The 14,652-nt window shown below is 72.6% G+C and carries 12 protein-coding genes and 1 pseudogene; 9 read left to right on the top strand and 4 right to left on the bottom strand.

Annotation, left to right across the window (positions count from 1 at the left end; translation table 11 throughout):
- Positions 1 to 9 precede the first annotated feature (9 nt).
- On the bottom strand, positions 10 to 2,262 hold the full coding sequence (glgX, locus tag ACGFZL_RS19970) for a glycogen debranching protein GlgX (protein ID WP_393693302.1): 2,253 nt from the start codon (positions 2,260 to 2,262) through the stop codon (positions 10 to 12).
- A 171-nt stretch (positions 2,263 to 2,433) separates the two neighbouring features.
- Here glgX and ACGFZL_RS19965 point away from each other — a divergent pair, with 171 nt between their 5' ends.
- The 4 genes from ACGFZL_RS19965 to ACGFZL_RS19950 all read left to right on the top strand — a co-directional run bounded on the left by ACGFZL_RS19965 (position 2,434) and on the right by ACGFZL_RS19950 (position 6,600).
- Entirely contained in the window at positions 2,434 to 3,672 is a 1,239-nt protein-coding gene (locus ACGFZL_RS19965) for an Ig-like domain-containing protein (protein ID WP_393693300.1), read from the top strand.
- 272 nt (positions 3,673 to 3,944) lie between these two features.
- A complete protein-coding gene (locus tag ACGFZL_RS19960; RefSeq protein WP_393693298.1) occupies positions 3,945 to 5,180 on the top strand; it encodes an Ig-like domain-containing protein in 1,236 nt (411 codons plus the stop codon).
- Between the two features lie 44 nt (positions 5,181 to 5,224).
- Complete coding sequence (locus ACGFZL_RS19955; protein ID WP_393693296.1) at positions 5,225 to 5,992, top strand: enoyl-CoA hydratase/isomerase family protein; 768 nt, start codon at positions 5,225 to 5,227, stop codon at positions 5,990 to 5,992.
- A gap of 101 nt (positions 5,993 to 6,093) precedes the next feature.
- Entirely contained in the window at positions 6,094 to 6,600 is a 507-nt protein-coding gene (locus tag ACGFZL_RS19950) for an ATP-binding protein (protein ID WP_355176019.1), read from the top strand.
- A gap of 4 nt (positions 6,601 to 6,604) precedes the next feature.
- On the opposite strand, the pseudogene ACGFZL_RS19945 reads toward ACGFZL_RS19950, so the two are convergent.
- Positions 6,605 to 7,057, bottom strand: a pseudogene (locus ACGFZL_RS19945) (GNAT family N-acetyltransferase); the annotation flags it as partial.
- 180 nt (positions 7,058 to 7,237) lie between these two features.
- On the opposite strand from ACGFZL_RS19945, the gene ACGFZL_RS19940 reads away from it, so the two are divergent.
- Together ACGFZL_RS19940 and ACGFZL_RS19935 are read left to right on the top strand one after the other, a co-directional pair.
- Positions 7,238 to 7,450 carry an EF-hand domain-containing protein gene (locus tag ACGFZL_RS19940; RefSeq protein ID WP_355176017.1) on the top strand — a complete coding sequence of 71 codons (213 nt, stop codon included), beginning with the start codon at positions 7,238 to 7,240 and terminating at the stop codon, positions 7,448 to 7,450.
- Positions 7,451 to 7,557: 107 nt separating this feature from the next.
- A complete protein-coding gene (locus ACGFZL_RS19935) occupies positions 7,558 to 8,217 on the top strand; it encodes an NADPH-dependent F420 reductase (protein ID WP_393693293.1) in 660 nt (219 codons plus the stop codon).
- Between the two features lie 3 nt (positions 8,218 to 8,220).
- On the opposite strand, the gene ACGFZL_RS19930 is transcribed toward ACGFZL_RS19935, so the two are convergent.
- Positions 8,221 to 8,775, bottom strand: a complete 555-nt coding sequence (locus ACGFZL_RS19930; protein ID WP_355176015.1) for a glycoside hydrolase family 25 protein — start codon at positions 8,773 to 8,775, stop codon at positions 8,221 to 8,223.
- Between the two features lie 85 nt (positions 8,776 to 8,860).
- Positions 8,861 to 11,254, bottom strand: a complete 2,394-nt coding sequence (locus ACGFZL_RS19925; protein WP_393693291.1) for a glycoside hydrolase family 32 protein — start codon at positions 11,252 to 11,254, stop codon at positions 8,861 to 8,863.
- A 336-nt stretch (positions 11,255 to 11,590) separates the two neighbouring features.
- On the opposite strand from ACGFZL_RS19925, the gene ACGFZL_RS19920 reads away from it, so the two are divergent.
- From ACGFZL_RS19920 to ACGFZL_RS19910, 3 genes are all read left to right on the top strand, one after another.
- Complete coding sequence (locus ACGFZL_RS19920) at positions 11,591 to 12,610, top strand: sugar ABC transporter substrate-binding protein (protein ID WP_393693289.1); 1,020 nt, start codon at positions 11,591 to 11,593, stop codon at positions 12,608 to 12,610.
- A 218-nt stretch (positions 12,611 to 12,828) separates the two neighbouring features.
- Entirely contained in the window at positions 12,829 to 13,770 is a 942-nt protein-coding gene (locus tag ACGFZL_RS19915) for an ABC transporter permease (protein ID WP_393693358.1), read from the top strand.
- On the top strand, positions 13,767 to 14,639 hold the full coding sequence (locus ACGFZL_RS19910) for an ATP-binding cassette domain-containing protein (RefSeq protein ID WP_393693287.1): 873 nt from the start codon (positions 13,767 to 13,769) through the stop codon (positions 14,637 to 14,639). Before ACGFZL_RS19915 ends, ACGFZL_RS19910 begins: the two co-directional genes overlap by 4 nt.
- Positions 14,640 to 14,652 lie beyond the last annotated feature (13 nt).

Raw genomic sequence — 14,652 nt, 5'->3', positions numbered from 1 at the left:
GCTGACCCCCTAGCTGCTGACCCGCAGCAGCAGCACCGTCCGCGCCGGCACGGTGATCGGCGCCCCGGCCCGGTGCACGGTCCCCGGCGCCGTCGCCTGCTCCTCCCCGCCGGTGTCCACCACCACCTCGTACTCCCGCGCCCACGGCGCACCCGGCAGCGCGAACTCGGCAGGCCGGTCCCCGGCGTGCAGGACGGCCAGGAAGCTGTCGTCGACGATCGGCGCCCCCCGTTCGTCCCGCCCCGGGATGTCCCGCCCGGAGAGGTACATGCCGAGCGTGGCGGCCGGCGCGTACCAGTCCCGCTCGGTCATCTCCGTGCCCCGCGCGGTGAACCAGGCCAGGTCGCGCAGCCCGTCCGCGGAGTGCGGGCGGCCGGAGAAGAAGGCCCGGCGGCGCAGCACCGGGTGCCGGTGGCGCAGCGCGATGAGCCGCCCGGTCAGCTCGCACAACTGGCGCCAGCCCGGGTCGTCCAGCAGGCTCCAGTCCACCCAGCTGATCTCGTTGTCCTGGCAGTAGGCGTTGTTGCTGCCCCGCTGGGTGCGGCCCATCTCGTCACCGGCGACCAGCATCGGCACGCCGGTCGACAGCAGCAGGGTGGTGAGCAGGTTGCGCAACTGCCGCCGCCGCAGGGCCAGCACATCCGCGTCGTCGGTCTCGCCCTCGACCCCGCAGTTCCAGGACCGGTTGTCGTCACTGCCGTCCCGATTCCCCTCCCCATTGGCCTCGTTGTGCTTGCGCCCGTAGCTGACCAGGTCGCGCAGGGTGAAGCCGTCGTGCGCGGTGACGAAGTTGACCGACGCCTGCGGGCGGCGCCCGCCCCAGGCGTACAGGTCGCTGGAGCCGGACAGCCGGTAGCCCATCTCCCGCACGTCCGGCAGCGCGTGCCGCCAGAAGTCCCGTACGGCGTCGCGGTAGCGGTCGTTCCACTCCGTCCACAGCGGCGGGAAGGCGCCCACCTGGTAGCCGCCGGAGCCCACGTCCCAGGGCTCGGCGATCAGCTTGACCCGGCGCAGCACCGGGTCCTGGGCGATCACCGCGAGGAACGGCGAGAGCATGTCGACGTCGTGCATGGAGCGGGCGAGCGCCGCCGCCAGGTCGAAGCGGAAGCCGTCCACGCCCATCTCGGTGACCCAGTACCGCAGCGAGTCGGTGATCAGGCGCAGCACGTGCGGCTGCACCACGCTCAGGGTGTTGCCGCAGCCGGTGTAGTCGGCGTACCGGCGGGCGTCCGGCTGGAGGCGGTAGTAGCCGCGGTTGTCGATGCCCTTCAGGGAGAGCATCGGGCCCAGCTCGCCGGCCTCCGCGGTGTGGTTGTAGACCACGTCGAGGATGACCTCGATGCCGGCCGCGTGCAGCGCGCGCACCATCCGCTTGAACTCGCCGACCTGCCCGCCGGTGGTGCCGCTGGCCGCGTAGCCGGCGTGCGGGGCGAAGTAGCCGATGGAGTTGTAGCCCCAGTAGTTCTTCAGGCCGCGCCGCAGCAGGTGGTCCTCGTGCGCGAACTGGTGCACCGGCAGCAGCTCCACGGCCGTCACGCCGAGCCGCGTCAGGTGCTCGATCGCCGCCGGGTGGGCGAGGCCCGCGTAGGTGCCGCGCAGCTCCTCGGGTATGCCGGGGTGCAGCTTGGTGAAGCCGCGCACGTGCAGCTCGTAGATGACCGAGTCCGCCCACGGCGTCTTGGGCCGGTGGTCGTCCGACCAGTCGTCGTCGTCGTGGACGACCACGCCCTTGGGCACGAAGGGCGCCGAGTCCCGGTCGTCGCGCACGGTGTCCGCCACGTGCTGCTCCGGCCAGTCCCGCACATGCCCGTACACCTCGGGGGGCAGCGCGAAGTCGCCGTCCACCGCGCGGGCGTACGGGTCGAGCAGCAGCTTCGCCGGGTTCCACCGGGCGCCGGTCCACGGGTCCCAGCGGCCGCGCACCCGGAAGCCGTAGCGCTGCCCGGGGCCGACGCCCGGCACGAAGCCGTGCCAGATCTCGTGCGTCAGCTCGGTCAGCCGCCGCCGGCTCTCCGTGCCCCGCTCGTCGAAGAGGCACAGCTCGACGGCCTCGGCCCCGCCCGCCCACAGGGCGAAGTTGGTGCCCGCCTCGCCCACCGGGCCGTCCCGGTACCGGGCGCCGAGCGGCACCGCCGTACCCGGCCACGCGGGCGCGGCGGGCGGGGGCGCGGCGCGGCGCCGCCCACCCGTCACCACGGCGGGGCGCCCGTCCTCGGCGGCCTGCTCACCGGCCACCGCCTCCTGCTCGGCTGCGCTGGACACCTGTCAGCCTCCTGCGGCTCGTGGAACTCCCTGACCTGCCTGGAAGTGCCTGAAGAAGGGCGCACGGCGTCCCGGCCGCCGCTCCCCCTCGCCTGCTCCTCCCCAGAGTTCTGCCCAGAGCGCGGCTCGCACTCACGTTTCCCCAGGGCGGATGGGTCGTTGTGGAGGGATGTGAGGCACGTACATGGGCGCGCACGGCGCGCGGGCGCCGCACTGGCCGCCGCACTGACATGGGCCGGACTCCTCGCCGGGGCCGCCGGCTGCGACGCGGTCGGCTCCGGGGGCGGCGGCGGGATCAGCGGGGTGTTCGGCGCGCCGCGCACCGCCGAGGACGTCATCCGCGTCACGCCGGACGACGGCAGCCGGGCGGTCCCGCCGGGGCGGGCGCTCTCGGTGAAGGTGGCCGACGGGCACCTGGAGTCGGTGCGGGTGGTCCGCTCGCAGGACGCCCGGGAGACCGAGGTGGCCGGACGGGTCACGGAGGACGGCCGGCGCTGGGAGCCCGCCGAGGCGCGCCTCGCGCTCGCCGCCAAGTACACGGTCGACGCCGTCGCCGTGGACGGCCGCGGGCGCCGCTCCGCCCGGCACACCACCTTCACCACCTACGTCCCCGCCGAGCGCTTCATCGGCTACGTCGCCCCCGAGGACCGCTCCGTCGTCGGCACCGGCATGATCGTCTCCCTCGCCTTCAGCCGGGAGATCACCGACCGGGCCGCCGTCGAGCGCGCCGTCTCCGTCACCGCCGAGCCCGCCACCGAGATCCGCCCGCACTGGTTCGGCAAGGACCGCGTCGACTTCCGGCCGAAGGCGTACTGGAAGCCCGGCACCAAGGTGACCGTCGCCCTGCACCTGCGGGACGTGCAGGCCGCGCCCGGGGTGTACGGGCTCCAGGACAAGACCGTCTCCTTCACCGTCGGCCGCAGCCAGGTCTCCCTCGTCGACGCGGCCGAGCGCACCATGGAGGTCCGCCGGGACGGCTCCCTGCTGGCCACCGTGCCGATCACCGCGGGGGCGCCGGCGACACCGACGTACAACGGCAAGATGGTGATCACCGAGCTGCTCGACGTCACCCGCATGAACAGCCGGACGGTCGGGTTCGGCGGCGAGTACGACATCCCGGACGTCCCGCACGCCATCCGCCTCACCGACACCGGCACGTTCCTGCACGGCAACTACTGGGCGCCGGTCGACACCTTCGGCCGGGCCAACGTGAGCCACGGGTGTGTGGGGCTCCGTGACGTGAAGGGTGGGGGCGCGCATACGCCGGCCGGGTGGTTCTTCGACCGGAGTCTGGTCGGGGACGTGGTCGAGGTCGTCAACAGCAACGACAAGACGGTGGCGCCGGACAACGGGCTGAGCGGCTGGAACATGGACTGGAAGCGGTGGAAGGCGGGCAGTGCAGTGCGCTGATTCGTCGTCGGGTGCGGGAGCGCTGTGGCTTGTCGCGCAGTTCCCCGCGCCCCTGAAAAGCGGCCGTTGGCGCCGACGCCCGTCTTTTAGGGGCGCGGGGAACTGCGCGAGCAACCACGACGCACCCGCACCCGACCCCGCACCGTCAACTCGGTACGGAACGGTGACAATTCCGCCGCACCCAGCCCCCCTGGCCTGCGGTTACGATGCGCCAGTGCGCACGTTGGCGCACGGGGGCGGGGGCCCGGGCGGGCCCGGACAGGGGAGAGGTCTTGAACGTGCGACCGATATCGGGGGCGTCGGTGAAGCGGGCCAGGCGCATGGTGCCGGCCCTGGTGCTGGGGGCCGCGCTGTTGGCGACAGCCGCATGCGGCGGCGGGGACTCGGACGCGGGGTCAGGCGACGGCGGCAAGGACGGCAAGGGCGGCGCCACCGCGCAGAGCGCCCGCTCCGCCGCGACCGTCACCGTCGCGCCCGCCGACGGCGCCAAGGCCGTCGACACCAGCGGCGCCCTCAAGGTCGGCGCCGCGGGGGGCAAGCTGACCGAGGTCACCGTCAAGGACGCCGAGGGCGCGGCGGTCGACGGGAAGATATCCGGGGACGGCGCCTCCTGGACGCCGTCCTCCCACCTGGCCGCCGACACCGCCTACACGGTGCACGCGGTCGCCAAGGACTCCGAGGGCCGCAGCGCGGCGAAGGACTCCCGCTTCACCACGCTCAAGCCGGAGTCCACCTTCACCGGCACCTTCACCCCCGAGGACGGCTCCACGGTCGGCGTCGGGATGCCGTTCTCGCTCCGCTTCTCGCGGGGCATCACCAACCCGGCCGACGTCGCGAAGTCCGTCCGCGTCAAGACCGAGCCGGCCGTGGAGGTCGCCGGCCACTGGTTCGGCAACGACCGGCTCGACTTCCGCCCGGAGAAGTACTGGAAGCCCGGCACCAAGGTGACCGTCGACCTCGACCTCGACGGCGTCGAGGGCCGCGACGGGGTCTACGGCAAGCAGCACAAGACCGTCTCCTTCACCATCGGCCGCAGCCAGGTCTCCACCGTCGACGCCAAGAAGCTCACCATGAGCGTCGTCCGGGACGACAAGCCGCTGAAGACCGTCAAGGTCACCACCGGCGGCCCGGGCTACGAGACCTGGAACGGCCAGATGGTCATCACCCAGAAGTTCACCGAGACCCGGATGAACGGCGAGACGGTCGGCTACGGCGGCGAGTACGACATCAAGGACGTCCCGCACGCCATGCGCCTGTCCGACTCCGGCACCTTCATCCACGGCAACTACTGGGGCGGCGACGCCTTCGGCAACCGCAACGTCAGCCACGGCTGCGTCGGTCTGCGCGACGTCAAGGGCGGCTGGGACAAGGACGTCACCGCCGCCTGGTTCTTCAGGAACTCCATGATCGGCGACGTCGTCGTGGTGAAGAACTCGCACGACGAGATCATCGCCCCCGACAACGGCCTCAACGGCTGGAACATGTCCTGGGAGAAGTGGAAGGCGTGACGCCGACGGGCCGCCGGCGGGTTAGCGCGCGTTAACCTGCCGGCATGACCGTACACCTCGAAGTCGCGGACGGCGTCGGCGTACTGCGCCTGGACCGCCCGCCCATGAACGCCCTCGACACCGCCACGCAGGACCGGCTGAAGGAACTCGCCGCGGAGGTCACCCGGCGCGCCGACGTGCGCGCCGTGGTGATCCACGGCGGGGAGAAGGTGTTCGCGGCGGGCGCGGACATCAAGGAGATGCAGGCCATGGACCACGCGGCCATGGTGCTGCGGGCCCGCGACCTCCAGGACGCCTTCACCGCCGTCGCCCGCATCCCCAAGCCGGTCGTCGCCGCCGTCACCGGCTACGCGCTGGGCGGCGGCTGCGAGCTGGCGCTGTGCGCCGACTTCCGGATCGCCGGCGAGAACGCCAAGCTGGGCCAGCCCGAGATCCTGCTCGGCCTGATCCCCGGCGCCGGCGGCACCCAGCGGCTGTCCCGGCTGATCGGCCCCTCCCGGGCCAAGGACCTCATCTTCACCGGCCGGCAGGTCCGCGCCGACGAGGCGCTCGCGCTCGGCCTGGTGGACCGGGTGGTGCCGGCCGCCGAGGTCTACGAGCAGGCCCACGCCTGGGCCGCCGCGCTCGCCAAGGGCCCGGCCCTCGCGCTGCGCGCCGCCAAGGAGGCCGTCGACACCGGCCTGGAGACCGATCTGGAGACCGGCCTCGCCGTGGAACGCACCTGGTTCGCCGGGCTGTTCGCCACCGAGGACCGGGAGCGCGGGATGCGCAGCTTCGTCGAGGAGGGGCCGGGCAAGGCCGAGTTCCGCTGAGCCTTGTCCCTTTGAGGCGTGAGGCGTGGTCCTTCGGCCAGGCACCGGCGTATTCCGGCGGAACGCCCACCAAGCCGGTGCCGGGCGGCCATGATGGGAGCATGGCGGGGCTGGAGGGTTCGGAGCAGCCGCGGGGAGCCGGCCGCGCGGCCGCCGCGGCGCGCTGGTCGCCGGCGGTCGAGGACGCGTACGGGCTCAAGGCGATGGAGCTGTTCGGCAACCCGGCGGAGCAGGAGGTCGAGTTACCCTCCTGCCCCGAGTCCGCGGCCATCGCCCGCCGCCTGGCCCAGGTCGTGGCCCTGCGCCACTGGGACCTGGGGTCCAAGGCCACCGAGGACACCGTCCTGCTCGTCTCCGAACTGGTCGGCAACGCCGTCCGCCACACCGGGGCCCGGATCGTCGGCCTCCACCTGCGCCGCCGCCCCGGCTGGATCCGGGTCGAGGTCCGCGATCCCTCCCGGGGCCTGCCCTGCCTGCTGCCGGTCCGGCCCACCGACCTCAGCGGCCGGGGCCTCTTCCTCGTCGACAAGCTCTCCGACCGGTGGGGCGTCGACCTGCTGCCGCGCGGCAAGACGACCTGGTTCGAGCTGCGCACCGCCGACCGCTGACGCCCTACGTGTGCAGCAGCGCCTCCGACCCGACCGGCACGTAACCGGCCGCCTGGAACGCCCGCAGGCTGCGCGCGTTGTCCGCCGCCACCTGCGCCCACACCGGCTCGCCCCCGGACAGCCGCCGCGCCGCGTGCACCAGCCGCCGTCCGAGCCCCCGGCCCCCCGCCTCGGCCGCCACCTCCACGGCGACCTCGAGCCGCCCGCCGACCCCGCGCCCCAGCACCAGCAGCCCGCCCTCGGCCCGCCACACCCGCACCTCGTCGCGCCGCCCGCCGGCCCGCACCACGCGCGGATGGCCCGGGTCGGCGACCTCCCGCAGCGCCGGATCCGGCCCGCCCGGCAGCGGGGCCGCGGTCAGCAGCACGTCGATCGTGTCGGTGCGCCGCCCCGTGCGCGCCAGCAGCGCGGCGAGGAACCGGGCGTTCATCGCCGCAGCCAGCGGGTCGCACCCCGCGGCCTCCAGGATGTCCCGCAGTGTCGTTGCCACCGACGCCCCCCGGTTCCCTCGGTTCCCGTACCCCCACTCTCCCCCATCGGCGGTCGCCGCACCGCGGGCCGGCGCGGGCGGTTAACCTGACCTGCGACAGCGGCGGGCAGACAGCAGCGCCGGAGCACGAGAGCGAGGGGCGGACCGGTGGCGGACATCGAGGAAGCACGCAAGCAGTTCGAGCGGATCGACACGGACGGTGACGGCTTCATCACCGCCGCCGAGTTCAAGTCCGCGCTGGCCCAGGGCGGCGACTGGAACGTCACCGAGACGGTGGCCGAGGCGATCATCGCCAGCCGCGACCTGAACGGCGACAAGCTGCTGTCGTTCGACGAGTTCTGGGCGCACATCGACAAGTGACCGGGCCGCCCCGGCGCCGGGGCGGAACAATCCCGGGGCGGGCCCGGTTGACGCCCTCCGTGGACGCGCACGCTCCCGCGTGCGTCCCGGATCACGGAGGGCACGTCATGAAGATCGGCATCATCGGTGCGGGCAACATCGGCGGCAACCTCACCCGGCGGCTGACCGCCCTCGGGCACGACGTCTCGGTCGCCAACTCCCGCGGCCCCGAGACCCTCGCCGCGCTGGCCGACGAGACCGGCGCGACGCCGGTGCGCGCCGAGGACGCGGCGCGCGGCGCCGAGGTCGTCGTGGTCACCGTCCCGCTCAAGGCGGTCCCCGATCTCCCCGCCGGCCTGTTCGACGGCGCGGCCGAGGGCGTCGCGGTCATCGACACCGGCAACTACTACCCCCAGCGCGACGGCCGGATCGCCGGCATCGAGGACGAGGGCCTGACCGAGAGCCGCTGGACCGAGGGCCGTCTGGGCCACCCGGTGATCAAGGCGTTCAACGGCACCTACGCCCAGGACATCCTCGACCGCCCCCGCCCGGCCGGCGCCCCCGACCGCATGGCGCTCCCGGTGGCCGGCGACGACGCGGCGGCCAAGGCCCGGGTCCGCGCCCTCATCGACGAACTGGGCTTCGACACCGTTGACACGGGCGGCCTCGACGACTCCTGGCGCCAGCAGCCCGACACCCCGGTCTACGGCCTGCGCGCCTCCGCGGCCGAGGTCACCGAGGCCCTGGCCAAGGCGTCCCCGGACCGCCCGGCGGGTTTCCGGGGCTGAGCCTCAGGGGGTCGCCCAGTCGCGCAGCGCGGCGGTGCTCGCGAAGTTCGCCACGTCCTTGTCCAGCGGGTCGTCGGTGTACTGGTGGAAGCGCCAGGACGCCTGGATGCGGGGCTTGCCGGCGGTCACGTAGTCGGCGATCCAGAGGCCGTCACCGGCGTAGGACGTGGTGTCCACGTTCAGCCAGAAGTCGCGGTTGCAGTACAGCAGCACCCGGTTGTGCGGGCGCAGCGCCTTCACCTTGCGGATGAAGGAGTCCTTCTCCGCGTTGCTCGCCCGGGTGCCCTCGCCGGTCGTCTCCCAGTCGACGGCGAGGATGTCCCCGGCCCGCTCGGGGGCCTTGGAGACGAAGTACTCCGCCTGGGCGGTGAGGTTGCCCGGCCAGAGGAAGTGGTAGAAGCCGACGACGAGTTTGGCGTCGCGGGCGCGCTTCGTCTGGGCGGCGAGCCTGGGGTTGACGTACGAACGCCCCTCCGTCGCCTTGACGAAGACGAAGGAGAGGCCGTCCGTGGCGTAGGACGAGGACTGGTACGAACTGACGTCGATGCCACGCAGCATGGAGACTCCCTGCGGTGGTGCCGTGGGGCCGGGTGCCCCGAGGGTGACTCCTGTTATGCCCGCGCTGCGGGCGCCGTACGCCGCGTCAGCCGATCCGCAGGTTCCGGGCGAGCACGGACGCGTCGTAGGCGTTGACGCCGAACACCCCGGAGGCGTACGTGGTGTCCGTCGCGTCGATCACCGGGTCGGCGCCGTCGCCCAGCCACACCCGCAGGCGGGAGCCGTCGGCGCGCACCCTCAGGTGGTATGTGCGGCCCTCCACGACGGGCGTCCGGTACACCGCGATGTCCCGTCCCGGGCGCCACAGTTTGAGCACGCCGGAGGTGTCCAGGGTCGCGGTGTAGCCGGCTCCGGAGGCTGTGGCGCGGAAGGTGAGGCCGCCGGCAGTGCCGTTGACGACCTGGAGGTCGCCCTCGTAGGCGAAGTCCGTGCCGGCGCGGTCGCCGAGGTAGAAGCCGTCCCCGGCGGAACGCCCGTGCAGCCCCTCCGGGGCGCTGGTCCAGCTGCCGCCGCGTGGGGTCCAGCGGCCCGCGGGGAAGCCGGCGAACTCCTCGTCGCCGAGGTACAGGTTCTGCACGGTGGCGGTGCCGCCGAAGACGTTCGCGCCGAACAGCCCCTCGCGGTAGGCGTCGTCGGTGGCGTCGATCAGCGGGTCGGCGCCGTGGTCCAGCCAGACCCGGATGCGGGTGCCCTCGGTGCGCACCTTCAGGTGGTGGGTCTCCCCGGCCGCCAGCGGCACGTTCCGGACGGCGATCTCCCGTCCCGGGCGCCAGAGTTTGAGTACGCCGCTGGTGTCCAGGGTCGCGGTGTAGCCGGCCCCGGTGGCGTCGGCGCGGAAGGTGAGGCCGGCGGCCCGCGCGGTCTCCAGGGTGACGTCGCCCTGGTAGACGGCGTCGGCACCGCTTTGGGCGCTGAGGTAGAAGCCGTCGCCGCCGGAGGTGCCGCGCTTGCCGCCGGTCACGTCGGTCCAGGCGCCGCGCGGGGCCCGCCAGGGTCCCTGGAGGTTGCTCAGCAGCGTGGACTCGCCCCGGCCCCAGCTGGTGGCCAGCGTGGTCAGCCGGGCCTGGGTGAGGGGGACCGTGCCGCCCTCGGCGAAGGTGGTCAGGCCGAGGCTGTCGGCGGAGGAGTCGAAGTTGACGTTGCGGGTGTACGAGTACCGCCCGCCGTCGGCGAAGACCTCCAGCTGGCCCCGGTCGACGAGGGCGGTGAGGGAGATCTTCCCGTCCCGCGGCTTCAGCGGCTGTCCGTCCAGGGTCTGCGCGGCCCGGTCGTAGACGAGGGTGTGGTCCGCCCGGCCGTCCGGGCCGGTGTGCAGGCCGAAGCCGAAGCGGGTGGCGGTGGCCCGGCCGACGTCGAAGGTGGCCGTCAGCCGGTAGGCGTCCGCCTTGACGCTCGCGAAGGGGTCGGCCGCCCCGCCGCCGACGACCTTGTCCCGCACGGTGCGGCCACCGGCCGCCAGGGAGTCGAGACCGGGCACCGGGGTGCGGGTGACGCGCGGCCCGTCGGGCGTGCCCACCAGCTTCAGCTCGGCCGGGAAGGAGGCGTTGCCGGTCCAGACGCTGCCGCGGTTGCCGGCCTGCCACGCCATCTGCACGATCCGGCCCCCGGGGTCGCCGGTGAACGTCTGGGCGGCGTAGAAGTCGCTGCCCGACCCGAAGTCCATCTTCTGCGGCTGGGCCATGTCGGTGCGGAAGGTGGTGCCGTCGAAGTCGCCGACCACGTACTGGTCGGAGGCGCTGGTCAGCACCCAGCGCTGCCTGCCGTCCAGTTGGAGCGGGAACATGTCGGGGCACTCGAAGAGCCAGGACGCCTGGTAGCGGCTGGCGTAGGTCCACTCGCGCAGGTTGGGCGAGGTGTAGAAGTGGACCCCGTTGCCGCTCTTGTCCGACCACACCACCAGGGTCCAGCGCTTGCGGGCGGTGTCCCAGAAGACCTTGGGGTCGCGGCTCTGCTCGGGAATGGTGATGACCTTGCGGCCGTGGTCGTAGGACTGGAAGGTCTTCCCGTTGTCGTTGCTGTAGTGGACGCTGACGCCGTCGGTGTTGGAGAACACCACGATCGGGTCGTACCCGCCGGTCTTCAGCCCCGAGGTGTTGTCCTTGTCGACCACGCCGCCGCCCGAGAACAGCGTGCCGGGGTTGACGTCCGGCTCCAGGGCGATCGGCTTCTGGGTCCAGTGCACCAGGTCGGGGCTGGTGGCGTGGCCCCAGTGCATGGTGTCCCACTCCAGGCCGTGCGGGTTGTGCTGGTAGAAGAAGTGGTACTCGCCGTTGGCGTACACCAGACCGTTGGGGTCGTTCATCCAGCCCGAGCGCGAGCTGAAGTGGAACTGGCCGCGGTAGGGCTCGCTGTAGGAGGTCGGGGGATAGGGGAACTCCGGATACTCGGCCGGTGTCCCGGCGGACGCGGTGCCCGACGGCAGGAGCGCCATCAGGGTCGCGACGAGGGCGACGACCAGCGCCCCGGCTCTTGCGCGCATGGGGGACCCACTCTCTGTGCGCGGATGCGGCTCGGCATGTCGGCGGGAATGTCAGCGTTGTCACATGACAACGCTGACATCTCGACGGGGAGAGATGATGGGCCCCTGCCCGGATGGCGTCAATGTCTTGCGCAGAATCAACCGCACCCGGGCACCCGCCAGTTGGCGCCCCGCAGCCACTCGGCACCCGCGTTGCCGAAGTGTTACCAGCTCCGGGCATTGACGTGTCCGCTCACACGCCCCCATCATCGTTGCCCGTCGGGATGTCAACGTTGACATTCCCGCCCGGCAAGGCGCCCGTTTCGTGCCCGATCCCCTCTGCGAGGAGCCCCCTTCATGTCTCAGGCAAGGCGCACCGCGCGCCCCGTCCCCGTCACCCTGGTGGCCGCCTGCGCGGCCGGTGTCCTGCTGCTCACCTCCTGCGGCGAGGGGGCGAAGGGCTCGTCCGGCGGCGACGGATCCGTCAAGGTCGGCCTCATCACCAAGACCGACACCAACCCCTTCTTCGTCAAGATGAAGGAGGGCGCCGAGCGCGCCGCGAAGAAGAACGGCGTCGAACTGTCCAGCGCGGCGGGCAAGTTCGACGGTGACAACGAAGGACAGGTCACGGCCCTGGAGAACATGGTCGCCGCCGGGGTGGACGGCATCCTGATCACCCCGAACGACTCCAAGGCGATCGTGCCCGCGATCCAGCGGGCCCGGGACAAGGGCGTGGTGGTCATCGCCCTGGACACCCCCACCGAGCCGCAGGACGCCTCCGACGCCCTCTTCGCCACCGACAACCTCAAGGCCGGCGAGCTGATCGGCCAGTACGCCAAGGCCAGGCACGGGGACAAGCCGGCCAAGATCGCGCTGCTCAACCTCGCCCCCGGCGTCTCGGTGGGCCAACTCCGCCGCGACGGCTTCCTCAAGGGCTACGGCATCAAGGAGAACGACCCGCAGGTCGTCTGCGCCCAGGACACCGGCGGCGACCAGGCCAAGGGCCAGACGGCGATGGAGAACTGCCTCCAGAAGGAGCCCGGCATCGACATCGTCTACAGCATCAACGAGCCGGCCGGCATGGGCGCCTACACCGCGCTGAAGGCCAAGGGCCGCGCGGGCGACGTCATGGTGGTCTCCGTCGACGGCGGCTGCGCGGGCGTCAAGGCCGTCAAGGCCGGTCAGCTGGCCGCCACTTCGCAGCAGTACCCGCTGCTCATGGCGAGCAAGGGCGTGGAGGCCGTGGTCGCGCACGTGAAGCAGGACAAGAAGGTCTCCGGCTACACCGACACCGGCGTCAACCTCGTCACCGACCGGCCGGCCGGCGGGGTGAGTGCCAAGGACACGGCGTACGGGCTGGACAACTGCTGGGGCTGACGGCCCCGGCACGGCCCTCCCGAACCACCGGATCGCCTCTCACCGCATCCGATCGCCCCCTCGGATCGCCCCCGACCGCCCCCGACCGCCCCCGACCGCCCCCGACCGCCTCCGACAGCAAGGAGCCCCCCGACGTGAGCACCACCGCCAGGCCGGCGTCCTCGGCGCCGCCGCCCACGGCACCCCCCGCCTCCTCGACCCCCTTCGGCTGGCGGTCGATCGTCACCCACTCCGTCGCCGGACCGCTGGCCGCCCTGCTGCTGGCCGGCGTCTTCTTCGCCACCCAGAGCGAGCAGTTCCTCTCCGGCGGCAACCTCTCCCTGGTCATGCAGCAGGTGATGGTGGTCGGCACCCTCGCCCTCGGGCAGACCCTCGTCATCCTCATCGCCGGCATCGACCTGTCCTGCGGCATGATCATGGCCTTCGGCAGCATCGTGATGGCCAAGCTCGCCACCGACAGCGGCCTGCCGCCGCTGCTCGCGATCCTGGCCGGGCTCGCGGTGTGCGCGCTGCTCGGCCTCGCCAACGGCGCCCTCGTCACCTTCGTCCGGCTGCCGCCGTTCATCGTCACGCTCGGCATGCTCAACGTCGCCTTCGCGCTGACCCACATCCTCTCCGACGACCAGACGATCACCGCGCTGCCCGGTGAACTCACCGCGCTGGGCGAGACGTTCCCGCTCGGCCACACCGACGTCACCTACGGCTCGGTGCTCACCCTGGCCCTGTTCGCCGTCTTCGCCTACCTCCTCGGCTGCACCGCCTGGGGCCGGCACACCTACGCCCTCGGCAACAGCCCGGAGGTGGCCCGGCTGACCGGCATCCGGGTGGACCGGCTGCGGCTCGGCATCTTCACCCTGGCCGGTCTCGTCTACGGCATCGCCGCGCTGCTCCTGGTCTCCCGCACCGGCGTCGGCGACCCCAAGGCCGGCACCGACGACAACCTCAACTCCATCACCGCGGTCGTGCTCGGCGGCACCAGCCTCTTCGGCGGCCGGGGCCTGGTCGTCGGCACCCTGATCGGCGCCCTGATCGTCGGGGTGTTCCGCAACGGGCTCCAGCTGATGGGCGTCGGCTCGATCTACCAGACCCTGATCACCGGCGTCCTGGTGATCCTCGCGGTGTCCGTGGACCAGATCTCCCGCAGGAAGGCGGCCCGATGAGCGACGACAGCGCAGCGACGACCGTGCGGAAGGAGGCCGCGGAGCAGCCCACCCCCGTGCTGCGCGCCCGCGGCCTGGTCAAGCGGTACGGCCACGTCACCGCCCTGGACGGCTCGGACTTCGACCTCCTGCCCGGCGAGGTCCTCGCGGTCGTCGGCGACAACGGCGCCGGCAAGTCCAGCCTGATCAAGGCGCTCACCGGGGCCCTGCAACCGGACGAGGGCACCATCGAGCTGGACGGCGAGCAGGTCCGCTTCCGCGACCCGCTGGACGCCCGGCGGCGCGGCATCGAGACGGTCTACCAGGACCTCGCGGTGGCCGCCTCGATGGACATCGCCGCCAACATGTTCCTCGGTCGGGAGGTGCGCCGCCCGGGCCTGCTCGGCAGCGTCTTCCGGATGCTGGACACCAAGCGGATGCGGGCCGAGTCCGCCGCGCACATGGCCGACCTGAAGATCGGCCTTCGCTCGCTGACCCAGCCCGTGGAGTCCCTCTCCGGCGGCCAGCGCCAGGGGGTGGCGGTGGCCCGTGCGGTGGCCTGGTCGCGGCACGTGGTGGTGATGGACGAGCCGACCGCCGCGCTCGGCGTGAAGGAGTCCGGGCAGGTGCTCGACCTGATCCGCAAGGTGCGCGAGCGGGGCCTGCCGACGGTGCTGATCAGCCACAACATGCCGCAGGTCTTCGAGATCGCCGACCGCATCCACGTGCAGCGCCTGGGCCGCCGGGTGGCCCAACTGTGCCCGGCCGACCACACCATGGCCGAGGTGGTGGCGATCATGACCGGGGCGTTGGAGGTGTCCGAGGCCGACGGGGGTACTGTCGTAGCCGACTCTCGCGCCGCGGACGCCGCCGGTGTGCGGTCGACCTGACACCTGGGAAGAG

Source organism: Streptomyces sp. NPDC048182 (genome assembly GCF_043202555.1).
In the GTDB taxonomy this organism is placed as follows: Bacteria; Actinomycetota; Actinomycetes; order Streptomycetales; family Streptomycetaceae; genus Streptomyces.
Note: the sequence above shows the minus strand (reverse complement) of the source record. Positions and strands in the feature narration are given on the sequence as shown.

Bases quoted from the DNA above. Each gene is read 5' to 3' on its own strand.
- ACGFZL_RS19955 (WP_393693296.1), top strand. From the start codon at position 5,225: ATGACCGTACACCTCGAAGTCGCGGACGGCGTCGGCGTACTGCGCCTG.
- ACGFZL_RS19950 (WP_355176019.1), top strand. From the start codon at position 6,094: ATGGCGGGGCTGGAGGGTTCGGAGCAGCCGCGGGGAGCCGGCCGCGCG.
- ACGFZL_RS19935 (WP_393693293.1), top strand. From the start codon at position 7,558: ATGAAGATCGGCATCATCGGTGCGGGCAACATCGGCGGCAACCTCACC.
- ACGFZL_RS19930 (WP_355176015.1), bottom strand. From the start codon at position 8,775: ATGCTGCGTGGCATCGACGTCAGTTCGTACCAGTCCTCGTCCTACGCC.
- ACGFZL_RS19925 (WP_393693291.1), bottom strand. From the start codon at position 11,254: ATGCGCGCAAGAGCCGGGGCGCTGGTCGTCGCCCTCGTCGCGACCCTG.
- ACGFZL_RS19920 (WP_393693289.1), top strand. From the start codon at position 11,591: ATGTCTCAGGCAAGGCGCACCGCGCGCCCCGTCCCCGTCACCCTGGTG.
- ACGFZL_RS19910 (WP_393693287.1), top strand. From the start codon at position 13,767: ATGAGCGACGACAGCGCAGCGACGACCGTGCGGAAGGAGGCCGCGGAG.